Origin of the sequence: Nonomuraea sp. K271 (assembly GCF_009908215.1) — a bacterium.
GTDB classification, from domain to species: Bacteria; Actinomycetota; Actinomycetes; order Streptosporangiales; family Streptosporangiaceae; genus Nonomuraea; species Nonomuraea longispora.
In genome coordinates, this window is sequence record NZ_JAAAHR010000218.1 from 1 (window position 1) to 13,117 (window position 13,117).

13 protein-coding genes, 2 tRNA genes and 1 pseudogene are annotated in these 13,117 nt (G+C 67.8%); 9 read left to right on the forward strand and 7 right to left on the reverse strand.

Translation table 11 applies throughout. The annotated features are described in order from the left end of the window. Positions 1-434: pseudogene (locus tag GUY59_RS42320) on the reverse strand (ThiF family adenylyltransferase); the annotation flags it as partial. A gap of 154 nt (positions 435-588) precedes the next feature. Here GUY59_RS42320 and GUY59_RS42325 point away from each other — a divergent pair. The 3 genes from GUY59_RS42325 to GUY59_RS42335 all read left to right on the forward strand — a co-directional run bounded on the left by GUY59_RS42325 (position 589) and on the right by GUY59_RS42335 (position 2,535). Then, complete coding sequence (locus tag GUY59_RS42325) at positions 589-1,371, forward strand: enoyl-CoA hydratase/isomerase family protein (RefSeq protein ID WP_138207621.1); 783 nt, start codon at positions 589-591, stop codon at positions 1,369-1,371. 67 nt (positions 1,372-1,438) lie between these two features. Beyond that, on the forward strand, positions 1,439-1,954 hold the full coding sequence (locus tag GUY59_RS42330; RefSeq protein ID WP_246064518.1) for a M48 metallopeptidase family protein: 516 nt from the start codon (positions 1,439-1,441) through the stop codon (positions 1,952-1,954). A gap of 32 nt (positions 1,955-1,986) precedes the next feature. Beyond that, entirely contained in the window at positions 1,987-2,535 is a 549-nt protein-coding gene (locus GUY59_RS42335; protein WP_236668050.1) for a hypothetical protein, read from the forward strand. 1 nt (position 2,536) lies between these two features. On the opposite strand, the gene GUY59_RS42340 is transcribed toward GUY59_RS42335, so the two are convergent. Genes GUY59_RS42340 through GUY59_RS42350 form a run of 3 tightly spaced genes read right to left on the reverse strand, consistent with a single transcriptional unit; the run spans position 2,537 to position 5,376 of the window. Then, positions 2,537-3,523, reverse strand: a complete 987-nt coding sequence (locus GUY59_RS42340) for an endonuclease/exonuclease/phosphatase family protein (RefSeq protein ID WP_138207623.1) — start codon at positions 3,521-3,523, stop codon at positions 2,537-2,539. A 33-nt stretch (positions 3,524-3,556) separates the two neighbouring features. Next, the gene (locus tag GUY59_RS42345; protein ID WP_138207625.1) at positions 3,557-4,111 is read right to left on the reverse strand and encodes an NUDIX hydrolase; all 555 of its coding nucleotides are present in this window, start codon (positions 4,109-4,111) and stop codon (positions 3,557-3,559) included. Continuing rightward, positions 4,108-5,376 carry a zinc-dependent metalloprotease gene (locus GUY59_RS42350; RefSeq protein ID WP_252375207.1) on the reverse strand — a complete coding sequence of 423 codons (1,269 nt, stop codon included), beginning with the start codon at positions 5,374-5,376 and terminating at the stop codon, positions 4,108-4,110. Before GUY59_RS42350 ends, GUY59_RS42345 begins: the two co-directional genes overlap by 4 nt. 79 nt (positions 5,377-5,455) lie before the next feature. Here GUY59_RS42350 and GUY59_RS42355 point away from each other — a divergent pair, with 79 nt between their 5' ends. The 6 genes from GUY59_RS42355 to GUY59_RS42380 all read left to right on the forward strand — a co-directional run bounded on the left by GUY59_RS42355 (position 5,456) and on the right by GUY59_RS42380 (position 11,521). Further along, positions 5,456-6,529: an NAD-dependent epimerase/dehydratase family protein gene (locus GUY59_RS42355; RefSeq protein ID WP_138207643.1), complete on the forward strand. Its 1,074-nt coding sequence runs from the start codon at positions 5,456-5,458 to the stop codon at positions 6,527-6,529. Between the two features lie 105 nt (positions 6,530-6,634). Then, positions 6,635-7,060 (forward strand): molybdenum cofactor biosynthesis protein MoaE, encoded by a 426-nt coding sequence (locus GUY59_RS42360; protein WP_138207627.1) that lies wholly within the window; start codon positions 6,635-6,637, stop codon positions 7,058-7,060. 10 nt (positions 7,061-7,070) lie between these two features. Further along, positions 7,071-8,117 (forward strand): YlbL family protein, encoded by a 1,047-nt coding sequence (locus GUY59_RS42365; protein ID WP_138207629.1) that lies wholly within the window; start codon positions 7,071-7,073, stop codon positions 8,115-8,117. 164 nt (positions 8,118-8,281) lie between these two features. Continuing rightward, complete coding sequence (locus GUY59_RS42370) at positions 8,282-11,206, forward strand: UPF0182 family membrane protein (RefSeq protein WP_442939084.1); 2,925 nt, start codon at positions 8,282-8,284, stop codon at positions 11,204-11,206. Positions 11,207-11,260: 54 nt separating this feature from the next. Beyond that, positions 11,261-11,337: transfer RNA gene (locus GUY59_RS42375), tRNA-Met, on the forward strand. 107 nt (positions 11,338-11,444) lie between these two features. After that, positions 11,445-11,521, forward strand: a tRNA-Met gene (locus GUY59_RS42380). A gap of 243 nt (positions 11,522-11,764) precedes the next feature. On the opposite strand, the gene GUY59_RS42385 is transcribed toward GUY59_RS42380, so the two are convergent. The 3 genes from GUY59_RS42385 to GUY59_RS42395 form a co-directional block, all read right to left on the reverse strand. Next, positions 11,765-12,001: a hypothetical protein gene (locus GUY59_RS42385; protein ID WP_138207633.1), complete on the reverse strand. Its 237-nt coding sequence runs from the start codon at positions 11,999-12,001 to the stop codon at positions 11,765-11,767. Between the two features lie 5 nt (positions 12,002-12,006). After that, entirely contained in the window at positions 12,007-12,138 is a 132-nt protein-coding gene (locus GUY59_RS50330) for a hypothetical protein (RefSeq protein ID WP_269129072.1), read from the reverse strand. 153 nt (positions 12,139-12,291) lie between these two features. Continuing rightward, on the reverse strand, positions 12,292-12,693 hold the full coding sequence (locus tag GUY59_RS42395; RefSeq protein WP_138207637.1) for a hypothetical protein: 402 nt from the start codon (positions 12,691-12,693) through the stop codon (positions 12,292-12,294). Positions 12,694-13,117 lie beyond the last annotated feature (424 nt).

A 13,117-nucleotide genomic window follows, 5' to 3' on the forward strand; every position in this document is an offset into this window, starting at 1 on the left:
GCGACGATCTGCGCCCCCACCCTCCCGGCTCCATAGACCCGCACCCGCTTGCCCCTGCGCCGCTCCAGCACGGCGATCCCGCCTTCGGGCGAGGTCGAGGCCAGGTCGAGGGCGTCGAGCTCCGGTCGTAGACGGTCGCGCTCGGCCAGCGGAAGGTCGCGGAGCGAGCCGGGACCGGTGGCCGCGTCGTGGACGGCGCCTTGCCGGATGAGCTGGTCGAGCACGGAACGGGCATGGTCTTCCTCGAGACCGGCGTCGGCCGCCCCGCGCAGGACCTGCTGTAGATCGCGGGTGCCGTCGAGACTTTCGATCCAGGCGCGGACGGGACGGCTCAGACCGCTCAGCATGACGGCCCTGAGCGGGTGCGCACCGTATTGGAGAGTGTGCTCGTCGCGGACGATGCGCCGGAGCGCGGGCTTCACACGTGGCCTCATGCCGGGAAGGTTCGCACGCGACGGCAAGATCCCGTGCGTCTTCCTCCGCGCCTGTGGACAACCACGGACCCGCTACGGCGCCTGTGGACAACGCGGCCTCCCAAGCGTCCGGCGGCGCGCGGCATCCCCGCCCGGCCACGTTACGCTTCCCGGCATGACCGAGCTCCTGGTGGACCGCCATGACGACGGAGTCGTCCTCATCACCCTCAGCCGCCCCGACATGCGCAACGCCATGACCGACGCCATGACCGAGCAGTGGCGCGCGACCATGTCGTCGCTGGCCGGCGACCGCGACGTCCGCTGCGTCGTCATCACCGGCGCGGGCAGCGCGTTCTCGTCCGGCGGCGACCTGTCGTGGATCGGTGACCGCGGCGAGGAGGCGGTGCCGCGGCTGCGCGATCGCATGCTCGACTTCTACCGCACGTGGCTCATGGTCACGGAGCTCGAGGTCCCCACGGTCGCCGCCGTCAACGGTCCCGCCGTCGGCGCGGGTCTGTGCGTGGCGCTGGCCTGTGACCTCGTGTACGCCGCCGCCGACGCCAAGCTGCTGGCCCCGTTCACGTCGCTGGGCCTGCATCCCGGCATGGCGGCCACGTATCTGCTCCCCAGGAGGGCGGGAACGGGCCTGGCCCGGGAGATGCTCCTCACCGGCCGTACCGTGACGGGGGCGGAAGCAGCGGTTAAAGCGCTAGTAAATGAATCTTTCCCGAAAGATGACCTTATGTCGGAAGTGCGGTCCATCGCCGGAAAGATCGCGAAGAACGCACCCATAGCAACAAGACTGACGAAAGTGGCGCTGAACCAAGACCATCAGGACCTGGAAGCCGCGCTGAGGTGGGAATCCCTGGCACAGCCGGTGACCATGGCATCGTCCGACATGATCGAGGGACTGACCGCCCATCGGGAAAGGCGCTTGCCCAAATTCACCGGCTCTTAATCATCTGACCAGCAGAAACAACGGCCACCCTCTGTGGAATTTCGCCAGTCTCGGCTACCGTGCATATGTGCCCCCCGAGACAGTCGAGGTTCGTCGCAGTTCTCGTCGCAGGCGTACGGTCTCCGCCTACCGCGACGGTGACAAGACGATCGTGCTCCTGCCCGCCTGGCTGAGCGGCGAAGACGCGGATGAATGGGTGAGCCGGATGCTGGATCGGCTGGCCGCGAAAGAGCGCCGGCGACGGCCGACCGACGAGGCTCTGCTCGAGCGGGCCAAGGAGCTGTCGGCCAAATATCTCGACGGCAAGCCTGACCCCGTGAGCGTGCGCTGGGTCGACAACCAGCAGCACCGCTGGGGCTCGTGCACCCCTGAGAACGGCACGATCCGGATCTCGACCCGGCTCAAGGGCCTGCCGGAATGGGTCATCAACTACGTGATCATCCATGAGCTGGTGCACCTGCTGGTGCCCAGCCACGGCCCCAAGTTCTGGGCGCTGGTAGAACAGTATCCGAAGGCGGAGCGGGCGCGCGGGTTCCTTGAAGGATTCTCTGCCGCGGCCCACACGGCACCGGAGGAATGTTGACCCGCATAGCCGCGGTCCTGGCACGACAGCGCATGTCCCAGGCGGCGCCCCCGGGCGTCGACCCGGCGAGATTCCTCGAAGCGGTGGCGGAGGACACCTACGAGATGGTCGCCGGCCTGGAGCTCGTCACTCCCGTCCTGATCACGAGCGTGCCCGAGCTCGACGAGATCGTCTGGCCGGGCACCCAGGTCATCGTGGTCGGCGAGGACGAACCGCTGAAGAAGATCCTCGCCCGCCTGGACGCCGACCAGGCCGCCGTGATCGCCGCGGACGCACCCGACCTTCCTCCGCTGCTGGTCGGGAAGTTGTTCAGGGAGCTGGGCCGGGCCGAGATCACGGTCTGCCCGGCGGAGCACGGCGGAGCCGTGGCGATGGCCTGCGCGCTTCCCGCGCCCGGCTGGGCCGACCCCGATCTCGACGATCCCGACGTGGTGGCCGCGTTGCGCGCCCAGGCCCCCGGGCCGCGCAGGGTCGCCACCACTCCCGGCTGGCACCGCCTGCGCACCCGCGACGACGTCGAACGCCTCGATCCCGGTCTCGAAGGCTGGGACAACACACGCGCTCTGATCGCCGCGCGCTGACTCAGGGCACGGTGAGCCGGGCCACCAGAGCACGGTGGTCGGTGCCCCGCACGTCGTGCACGCTGACCTCCTTGACCCCGACCCGCTGGTCGACCAGTACGTGATCGATCGTGATGATCGGAGGCACCCGCTTGTTGGCCGGCCATGTGGGGATCAGCCCGGCCCCCACCTGGTCGGCCGCGTCCTTGTAGCCGCGGGCCAGCAGCCTGCGCATGGGCGCGTGATCGAGCGAGGCGTTGAAGTCGCCCGCCAGGATCCGCACCCGCTCGCTCGACGCGGAGGGCAACGCCTCCAGCGCCTCGTTCCAGTCGGCGAAATTCCGGCCGATCGGCGGATAGGGGTGCGCGTCGACGAACTCGACGGGCGGCCCGCCGGGCAGGGAGACCAGTGCGGCCGGCATACGGTGCCCGATCTGCGGTATCAGGCCGGGTAGCTCCTGCATCGGGTGCTTGGAATAGAGCCCGCTTCCCCCGGCGCTCCACTCGGGTTCCAGCACCCGGTGCGGCATGATGTCCTTGAGCCCTGCGGCGTCCAGATCGGAGATGGCGCCCGGGGTCAATTCCTGGGTGGCCAGCACGTCGGGGCCGAACTCACGTACGAGCCGCATGATCGTCGCCACGTCGGCCCTGCCGAACAACATGTTGATCGTCATGACCGTGAGCGGCCGGCCCGCCGTGGCGTCGGCGGTGCCCAGCGCCCTGGGCAGCACGCTGAAGCCGAGCGCGGTCGTGGCGAGCAGCGCGACGGCGGTCGCGGCCCGCTTGCGCCCGACCGCCGCGATCAGCAGCGGGATCAGCGAACCCGCCGCCGCGTACGGGGTCGCGGTCATGAGCTGCGTGGGCAGAGACCCTCGCTCCAGACCGGCCACCCGGGCCACGGCCCAGGCGGCGAACGGGGTCACGGCCAGCCAGGTCAACGCCGTCGCGGGGAACCTGCGTCGTTTGCGCTTCGGCACCACGATCGTGCCGCCGACGGCGGAAGTCTCCACGCAAGCCCCCTCTTGGAACGACCCAAGAGGACTCTAGCCAAGCGCGCGCGAGCTCAGCGCGTCCCGTCCACGCGCCGCCAGCCGCCGCGTGGCCTCGTCGGACGGTTCGGGGATCTCGTCGACGGGAAACCAGCGCAGGTCGAGCGACTCGTCGCTGATCACCGCCTCCGCCCCCTCGGGGGCCACGGCCGCGTATTCGACGTCGAGATGCCAGCTGCGCGGCGGATGGCACCACACTTCGTGCTTGTCGACCGCGAGCGGCCCCGGCAGCAGCTCCAGCCCGTAGATCCCCGACTCCTCCCATGCCTCCCGCAGTGCCACGTCGGCGAGCGACATGTCGGAGATCTCACAGTGGCCGCCCATCGGGAGCCACATCCTGGCCTTCGGATGCAGCGTGAGCAGCACCCGGGAGCCGTCGTGCGACAGCACCGCCGTCGTCCCCGTCAGATGCCCCGGCACACACTCGCGCAGCATCGCGTCGTCGTGGGTGCGCAGGTGCTCGAGGAACTCCGTACGCAGAGCCTCTTCCTCGGGCGTGGGCGCCGTCCATCCGGACAACACCGCCACGGCATCGCGGTGCAGGCTCAACTCTTGCCGCCCTCGCCCTCTCCCTCGTCGTCCGGCTTGGCCTCCAGCTGGGAGATGTCCCACGCCTGCTCACCGCGTACGAACGCCTCGGGGTCGTCGAGATCGTCGGCCGTCGGCATCAGGTCGGGGTGCGACCACAGCGCGTCGCGCCCGTCGACCCCGCGCTCGCTCTCCAGCGCGCGCCACAGCGCGGCGGCCTCGCGCAACCGCCTGGGCCGCAGCTCCAGCCCCACCAGGGTGCCGAACGTGAGCTCGGCAGGACCACCGGTCGCGCGCCGTCTCCGCACGGTCTCCGCGAGAGCCACGGCGGACGGGAGCTTGCCCTGCGCGGCCTGGTCGACCACGGTGGCCACCCACCCCTCGACCAGGGCGAGCATGGTCTCCAGCCGCGCCAGCGCGGCCTTCTGCCGCTCGGTCTCCTCGGGCTTGAGCAGGTTGCCCCCGCTCAGCGCCTCCTGGATGGCCTCGGGGTTGTTGATGTCGAGACCGCGGATCTGCTCTTCGAGCGCGGACGTGTCGACGGTGATGCCCCTGGCGTATTCCTCGACCGCGCCGAGCAGGTGCGAGCGCAGCCACGGAACATGCTGGAACAGCCGATGGTGCGCGGCCTCACGCAGCGCCAGATAGAGCCTGATCTCGTCGGACGGCACTTCCAGGCCCTCGCTGAACGAGGCGATGCCGCCGGGCAGCAGCGCGGCCGTGTCGGACAGAGGCAGCCCGATGTCGGTGGTGCCGACCACCTCGCGGGCCAGCGATCCGATCGCCTGGCCGATCTGCTGGCCGACCATCATGCCGCCCATCTGCTTGAGCATGCCCATCAGCGGCCCGGCCATCTGCTGGGCCTCTGGGGGCAGCTGGGAGCCGCCGAGCGCGCCGCCCATGGTCTCGACCATGCGTTCGGCGATGGGCTCGCAGAGCTTCCGCCAGATCGGAACAGTGTTCTCGATCCACTCGGACCGGCTCCAGGCCTGCGGATTGGCCACGCCGCTGGGCAGCGTCGCCGCTTCGTTGAGCCACAGGTCGGCCAGGCTGAGCGCCTCGACGATCTGGCGGCGCTCGCCTTCCATGACGCTCGGATCGCCTTCGGCGGCCACGGAGTGCCGGGCGATGTTCTTGGCCATGTCCCAGTTGACAGGGCCTGAACCCTGCGGCGCCGACAACATGTCGGCGAACTGGCGCATCGCCTGAGCCATCTGCTCAGGGTTGCCGAACATGGCGAACGGGTTCTCGTTAGGGTCGTTTTCGCGACCTGGCAGGTCAGTCACCGCTCTACCTCGTGCAGGATGGAGGAGTCCACATCCGCCACGTTAGTCGTCCTACGGCGGATCAGTGCAAAGTGAGGACCTGGTGCCTACCTCGAAACGCCCGCGTCAACCCGTCGTAGCCGTCACCGGCGCGGCCTCCGGTCTCGGCCGTGAGCTGCTCGCGAGGCTCGTATCCGCTGCGGATTTCCGCAGGGTGGTGGCCATTGACGAGCAGCGCGGCGACGTCGGTGAGGCCACCTGGCGAGTGCTCGACGTACGAGATCCGCTCTTGGCGAACCGGATCTCCGACATTGACGTCCTTGTTCATCTGGCCGGTGACTACACCGTCGACTCCGACCCCGGCGAGCGCCGCGCCTACAACCTGCGCGCCGCCCAGACCGTGCTGACCGCCTGCGCCGCGGCGCGCGTCCGCCGCGTGGTGCTGGTCACAAGCGCGATGGTGTACGGCGCCGCACCCGACAACGAGGTCCCCCTGCCCGAGGACTCCCCGGTCACGGCCGAGCCTGACACCGGCGTCGTCGGCGACTTCCTGGAGATCGAGTCCCTCGTACGCAGGTCGCTGCGCAGCCATCCCGGACTCGAGGTGACCGTGCTGCGCCCGGCCGCGGTCGTCGGCCCGGGCGTCGACACGGTGATCACGCGTCACTTCGAGTCGCCCAGGCTGCTGACCGTGAAGGGCTGCACCCCCCATTGGCAGTTCTGCCACATCGACGACCTGCTCTCGGCGCTGGAGCTGGCGGCGCGGGGAGCCGTCACGGGCGTGGTGGCGGTCGGGTGCGAAGGGTGGATGGAGCAGGAGCAGGTCGAGGAGATGTCCGGCATCCGCCGGTTCGAGCTGCCCGCCGGGCTGACGTTCGGCACGGCGCAACGCCTGCACCGGCTCGGCATCACTCCTGCGCCCGCGACCGACCTGCACTACGTCGTCTACCCGTGGGTCGTCGACTGCACGGCGCTGCGCGAGGCCGGATGGAAACCGGCGTGGACCAACGAAGCCGCGTTCGAGCAGCTCCTGGAGCTGCGCGAGAACAGGACGACGGTGGTCGGCAGGCGCCTGCCCGTCAAGGAGGCCACGCTCACCGCCGCCGGCGCCACCGTCGCAGTGATCGGCACGGCGGCGATCGTCCGCCAGGTGCGCAAGAAAAGGCGCCAGTGAAGGTCCTTGAGGGAATTCCCAGCTGATCTGCTGCTACGGCCTTGACCAGGCACGACGTCCGAGCCGCGGGCAGGCGGGCAGGTTCGCTGTTGGTAGTCTCTTTCCGTGGACGTCATCCGGTTGCTCGGCATTCGTGAGACCCCGCTGTCCGTGGACGAGGTGCTGGCCGCCGTGGGCGACCACGCCGCAGGTGGCATCACGATCTTCGTGGGCACCGTTCGCGAGCAGGACCACGGGAAGCCGGTGACCCGGCTCTCCTATTCGGCGCACCCCTCGGCCGAGGCCGAGCTGCGGCAGGTGGCCGAGAAGGTGGCGGCCGACTTCCCCGTGACCGCGCTCGCCGCCGTCCATCGTGTGGGAGACCTGGAGCTGGGCGACACGGCCGTGATCGTCGCAGTGGCAGCGCCGCATCGTGACGAGGCGTTCAAGGCCTCGCGCAGGCTGATCGACGATCTGAAGGCGCACGTCCCGATCTGGAAACACCAGTCGTTCGCCGACGGCGAGGCCGAATGGGTCGGTGTCGGCGAATAGGCTTTCCTCCATGTCGCGACGCGCCCTGACCCTGCTGCTGTCGGGGTTCCTCGTGCTCGCTCTCGGCGTGGTGGGCGCATTCCAGGAGGTCCCGTACGTCGTGCTGAGCCCCGGTCCGACGGAGAACACCATCGGTGAGGTCGACAAGAAGCCCGTGATCTCGATCAAGGGCCGGCAGACCCATGCCACCACGGGCACGCTGAGCCTGGTCACGGTCGCCTACCAAGGCGGACCTGCCGCTCAGATCGACCTGCTGACCGCGTTGCGCGGCTGGATCGACCCGACCGTCGCGGTGGTCCCGCAGGAGACCATCTTCGCTCCCGACCGTGACCCCCAGGAGGTCGAGGAGGAGAACACGGTCGAGATGACCAACTCCCAGGACTCTGCCACCGCCGCCGCGCTCGACGAGCTCAAGATCCCCTATGACATGGTCGTGACCGTCGTGTCCACGGAGAAGGGCAAGCCGGCCGAGGGCAAGCTGCGCAAGGACGACCAGATCAACTATGTCGACGGCAAACAGGCGAAGAACGTCGACGTCGTGGGCGACGCCGTCAAGGCTCACAAGCCGGGCGAGAGCGTCGTCTTCAACGTCACAAGGGGCAAGGACAAGCTTGACGTCACGGTGCCGACGATAGCGGGAGACCAGGGGCAGACCCTGGTGGGCGTGCTGATGCAGGCCAAATACAAGTTCCCGTTCGAGGTCGACATCAACGTGGGCGACGTCGGCGGGCCCAGCGCCGGGCTGATGTTCTCCCTCGGCATACTCGACAAGCTCACTCCCGGCTCGCTCACCGGCGGCAAGCGGATAGCCGGCACCGGCACCATCCAGCCGACGGGCGAGGTGGGGGCGATCGGCGGCATCGCCCAGAAAATGGTCGGCGCCAAGGAATCGGGCGCCACCGTCTTCCTGACGCCCGCCGACAACTGCGCCGAGGCCTTGAAGGCCGTGCCCGACGGGCTCCGGCTGGTCAAGGCCGACACTCTGCACAACGCGGTGCAGGCGCTTGACGCGCTGCGCACGGGTAAGGGCAACGTGCCCGCATGTGACGCCGGATGAAACTTTCGGCAAGGCCCATGCGTTAGTCGTAGGGCTGGCACAGCGGTGTAGGTTGCCAGCACGGACCGAAATTTCATTACGACGAGGGGTTGGCCTTGAGCTTCCGGACCCCAGGAGCCGGCAGGGCGATGCGCTTGCCCCGCCGACCGCGACTGCTTCTGCCTGTGGCGATCTCCCTTGTGGTGATCGTCGCCCTGTTCTTTCTCTTCTCTGGCTTTTACACCGACTACCTGTGGTTCGACGCGACGAACTACACGTCGGTCTTCACCGGTGTGCTGCTGACCCAGATTGTGTTGTTCCTGGTCGGAGCGGCACTGATGGTCGCGGTCGCCGGCGGCAACATGTTGCTCGCCTTCCGGATGCGGCCGATGTTCGGGCCCGCGGTGTTCGGCGGGAGCAGCGGCGCCGACCGCTATCGTATGGCGCTCGACCCCCACCGCAAGCTGATCTTCATCGTCGGCATGGGGCTGCTCGCGCTGTTCTCCGGTTCCTCGTTCGCCGGTCAGTGGCAGACGTGGCTGAAGTTCGCCAACGGCGAGGCCTTCGGCAAGCAGGACCGGCTGTTCGGGATGGACATCTCGTTCTTCATGTTCGACTACCCGTTCATCCGGATGGTCCTGAACTTCCTGTTCACCGCGCTGATCATCTCCATCATCCTCGCGGCGATCACCCACTACCTCTACGGCGGGTTCCGCCTGCAGTCGCCAGGGGTGCACGCCTCCAGGGCCGCTCGCACGCACCTGTCGGTGCTGCTGGGCGTCTTCCTGCTGCTCAAGGCCGTCGCCTACTGGGTCGACCGGTTCGGCCTGGTCTTCTCCGACCGCGGTTTCGTGCACGGTGCCTCCTACACCGACGTCAACGCGGTCCTGCCGGCCAAGACCATCCTCGCGATCATCGCCCTGATCTGCGCCGCCCTGTTCTTCGCGGGCGTGTTCCGGCCCGGCGGCATGCTGCCGGGGGTCTCCGCGGGCCTGCTCGTGCTCTCGGCCGTCCTGATCGGCGGCGTCTACCCGGCGCTGGTCGAGCAGTTCCAGGTCAAGCCCAACCAGCAGGGCAAGGAGTCGCCCTACATCCAGCGCAACATCGAGGCCACGCGGGAGGCGTACAACGTCGACAAGACCGAGGTCGAGAACTACAACGCCCAGGCCGACCCGGCGAAGGTCGAAAGCAACGGCGACGCCTCGGTCTCCGGCGTGCGGCTGCTCGACCCGGCGCTCGTGTCCTCGACGTACGAGCAGACGCAGCGCATCCGAGGCTTCTACAGCTTCGCCGACACGCTCGACGTCGACCGCTATCCCGACAACACGGGGAAGCTGATCGACCACATCGTCGGCGTGCGCGAGCTGACCAGCCCGCCCCAGGACCAGAACAACTGGATCAACCGCGCCCTGGTCTACACCCACGGCTACGGCTTCGTCGCCGCGCCCGGCAACCAGGTCGACTCCAGTGGTCTGCCCGCCTACGACGCCAAGGACATGCCGGTCACGGGCCCGCTGGTCAACAGCGCCAAGCTCAAGGAATCGCGCATCTACTTCGGTGAGGACCCGTCGTCCTCCGAATACGTCATCGCCGGCGGCAACCCTGAGAACCCGCAGGAGCTCGACTATCCGGAGACGGGCGGCACGGGCCAGAAGAACACGGCCTACACCGGCAAGGGCGGCGTGCCCGTCGGCTCGTTCATCAACCGGCTCGTCTACGCCGCCAAGTACAGCGAGGCCAACATCTTGCTGTCGGGCGACATCAACGACAACTCCAAGATCCTTTACGTCCGTCACCCGCGTGAGAGGGTGGAGCAGGTCGCGCCGTTCCTCACGCTCGACGGCAACCCCTACCCGGCGATCATCGACGGTCGCGTCACCTGGATCCTCGACGGCTACACCACGTCCAACGACTACCCCTACTCGCAGAGCGAAAGCCTCGGCGACATGACGCGCGACACGTCCACCGACCGTCGCGTGATCGCCCAGCAGCCGCGTGACCAGATCAACTACATCCGCAACTCCGTCAAGGCCACGGTCGACGCCTACGACGGCACGGTCAAGCTCTACGCCTGGGACAACAACGACCCGGTGCTCAAGACCTGGAGCAACGCCTTCCCCGGCGTCATCCGCCCGGCATCGGAGATGAGCGCCGACCTGCGCAGCCACGTGCGCTACCCGGAAGACCTGTTCAAGGTGCAGCGCTACACGCTCTCGCGCTACCACATCACCGACCCGGCCGCCTTCTACAGCGGCCAGGACTTCTGGAACGTCCCCAACGACCCGACGCAGGGTGAGCAGAACGTCAAGCAGCCTCCCTACTACCTGACCACCACGATGCCGGGCGGCACGCCGACGTTCTCGCTGACGACGACGTTCGTGCCGCGCCAGGGGCCCAACCTGGCGGCGTTCATGGCGGTCGACTCGTCGTCGGGATCCGGATACGGCCGGATGCGCATCCTGCGCATGCCGTCCAGCACACCCATTCCAGGCCCCGGCCAGGCACAGAACGCCTTCCAGAGCCGCTTCGCGGGTGAGCTCAACCTGCTGGGCGTCGGTGCGTCGTCGGTGCGTTACGGCAACCTGCTGACGCTCCCGTACGCGGGCGGACTGGTCTACGTGGAGCCGGTCTACATCCAGGTGGCGGCCGGCGGCGGTCAGGAGCCCTACCCGATCCTGCAGCGGGTCCTGGTGTCGTTCGGCTCCAAGATCGGTGTGGCCCGCACGCTGGAGGAGGGACTCCAGGAGGTCTTCGGCGGCGAGCAACAACAACAGGACCAACAGCAGAACGAGCAACAGACCCAGCCCAACCAGGCCAACATGGCGCTCAACTCGGCGATCGCCAACGCGAAGAAGGCCTACGAAGACGCGCAGAAGGCCCTGCAGGCGAGCCCACCCGACTGGGACGCCTACGGTGACGCCCAGAAGCGGCTGGACGAAGCCCTGAAGACCCTGGAAGGGGCCAACAAGCAGCAGGCGGCACCGACGGGCACTCCGAGTCCTTCGCCCACGGCCACGCCGTCAGCGACCCCCACGGGCACGCCGCCGGCATCCACGCCGCCGTCGCCTGCACCGTCACCCACCGGATCACCGGCGGGAGACACCTCTTAGCGCAACCAATTTGCGCCCACCCCGCGCCGCCGATACGCTTGAAAAGCACGACGACGCGGGGTGGAGCAGTTCGGTAGCTCGCTGGGCTCATAACCCAGAGGTCGCAGGTTCAAATCCTGCCCCCGCTACCAGGCCAGAGGCTCGAGATCTGGAAACAGATCGGGCCTCTGATCGGTTCAGGGATTTGCTCGTCACAAGCACTCCTCTGAAGGTTGTATAGTTAAAAGTGACACACCGACGCGGGGTGGAGCAGTTCGGTAGCTCGCTGGGCTCATAACCCAGAGGTCGCAGGTTCAAATCCTGTCCCCGCTACCAAACAGGGTTCCCGGTCACCGGATCATCCGGCGGCCGGGAACTTTTCTGTTTCTCCAACAACTCTTTTCACCGGGCGGTCTCGTCGTGCGGCACACGGTGTTGTGGCGATGTGGCTCAGCGAAGTGTTCGGCGGCCCCGACCGGTACACCAAGGAGCGCGGCGCGGAACCTCCGCCCCAGGCGCCCGTGCCGCGGTGGGGGTGGGGAGTGGCGCCGCCGTACCAGCCTTGAGCGGCCCGGAAGGTCACCGGTTCCACTCGTCCGGTCCCACGTAGGGTTCGGGTTCGTCGAGCGGGTTCACGTACGTGTCGGAGTCCCGGAGGTCCTCCTCGCAGACCCAACGCGAGATGCCCCGCGAGACCCCGTCGTCGAGCTCGGCGATGCGGTGCAGGTAAGGCAGTCGGTCCCGATACATGTCGATGATCGACAGCTGGAGGTCGTCCCCCATGTCCCGGCCGATCTCGTAGAGGTTGTCGTCCATGGCACTCAGGCCTTTTTGATCATTTCGATCGTCTTCTGTACGGCCCAGCCGAGGAGCAGGAACCCGAAGACGACCTGCACGATGCGCATCCACAGGGACGAGAAGTGGTCGGCGTAAACCACGATGCCGACCCACATCAGACCGAATATCCCGACGAGGAGGATTGCTGCCCAGTTCAGCCCTCGCTGCCACATATGTGCAGTGTCGCAGGCGGTCGCCCAATGGCAGGTATGCCGTGAGTCGTCATCGGGTCACTGCGCGTTGCGCCCGCCGCCCGTGGTGGAGTGAGCTCAGCGGGGGAGCGTTCTCCCCGTGCCCACGCAACGCCGCAGGGGCACCGCACGCCGGCGGGGCCGCTGCGGCGACTCCTCCAGGCGCGCGAGCAGCGCGGCCGCCGTCCTGGCGTCGGCGAGGACGCGTTGTACGGTCTCATCGTCCTGGGGCAGCTGACCGTGCTCGGCCAGCTCGTGCTTGAGGAAAGCCGTGGGATCCGGCGCATGCGCGGCCTCGGCGGCCACGGTCGCCCGCGCGGACGTCAGCAGTCGCAGGTAGTGGGTGCGGAGGATGGCCTCGCGCATGCGGGACTGTTCGAGGTCGTCGAGCAGCATCCTTGCGATGCTCAGCAGATCTCCTGCCTGGTTCGTCTCGTCGGCGAGGAAGGCACGGATGTCGTCGAACTCCGAGCGGGCCATGGCGGACACCTCCGAGAGCGCAGTCTGCTCGTAGGTACATTGGTACCGGCGGGCGATTGCGGATGGCTTGACGTCGGCTTGCGCCGCGACGGCGCCAGGGGAGTTCGTTGGCCAGGTTTGGGCGTCCCCTGGGGAGGGAAGAACCTTCCGATTACCTGAGTGGGCCGAAGTAGGTGCCACAGGCTGCTAGAGTTGCTTCCCGCAAGGCGGTCCGGAGGTTCCTCGGAGCCTCGGAGAAGCTCGGCAAATCCCACTACCTTCAAGGTCGTCCGCTGATGGTTCGCATCGGTTGGGATCGGCTGGTAAGTTAGAGGGGTTGTCTCCGAAAGGGGGCGGCGCTTAATTCCCGCAGGTCGAGCAGGTCCGGTCAATTTGACAGGGACTTGAACGGCTGAAAGAGTTAAGACACAACGAAATGAACGCC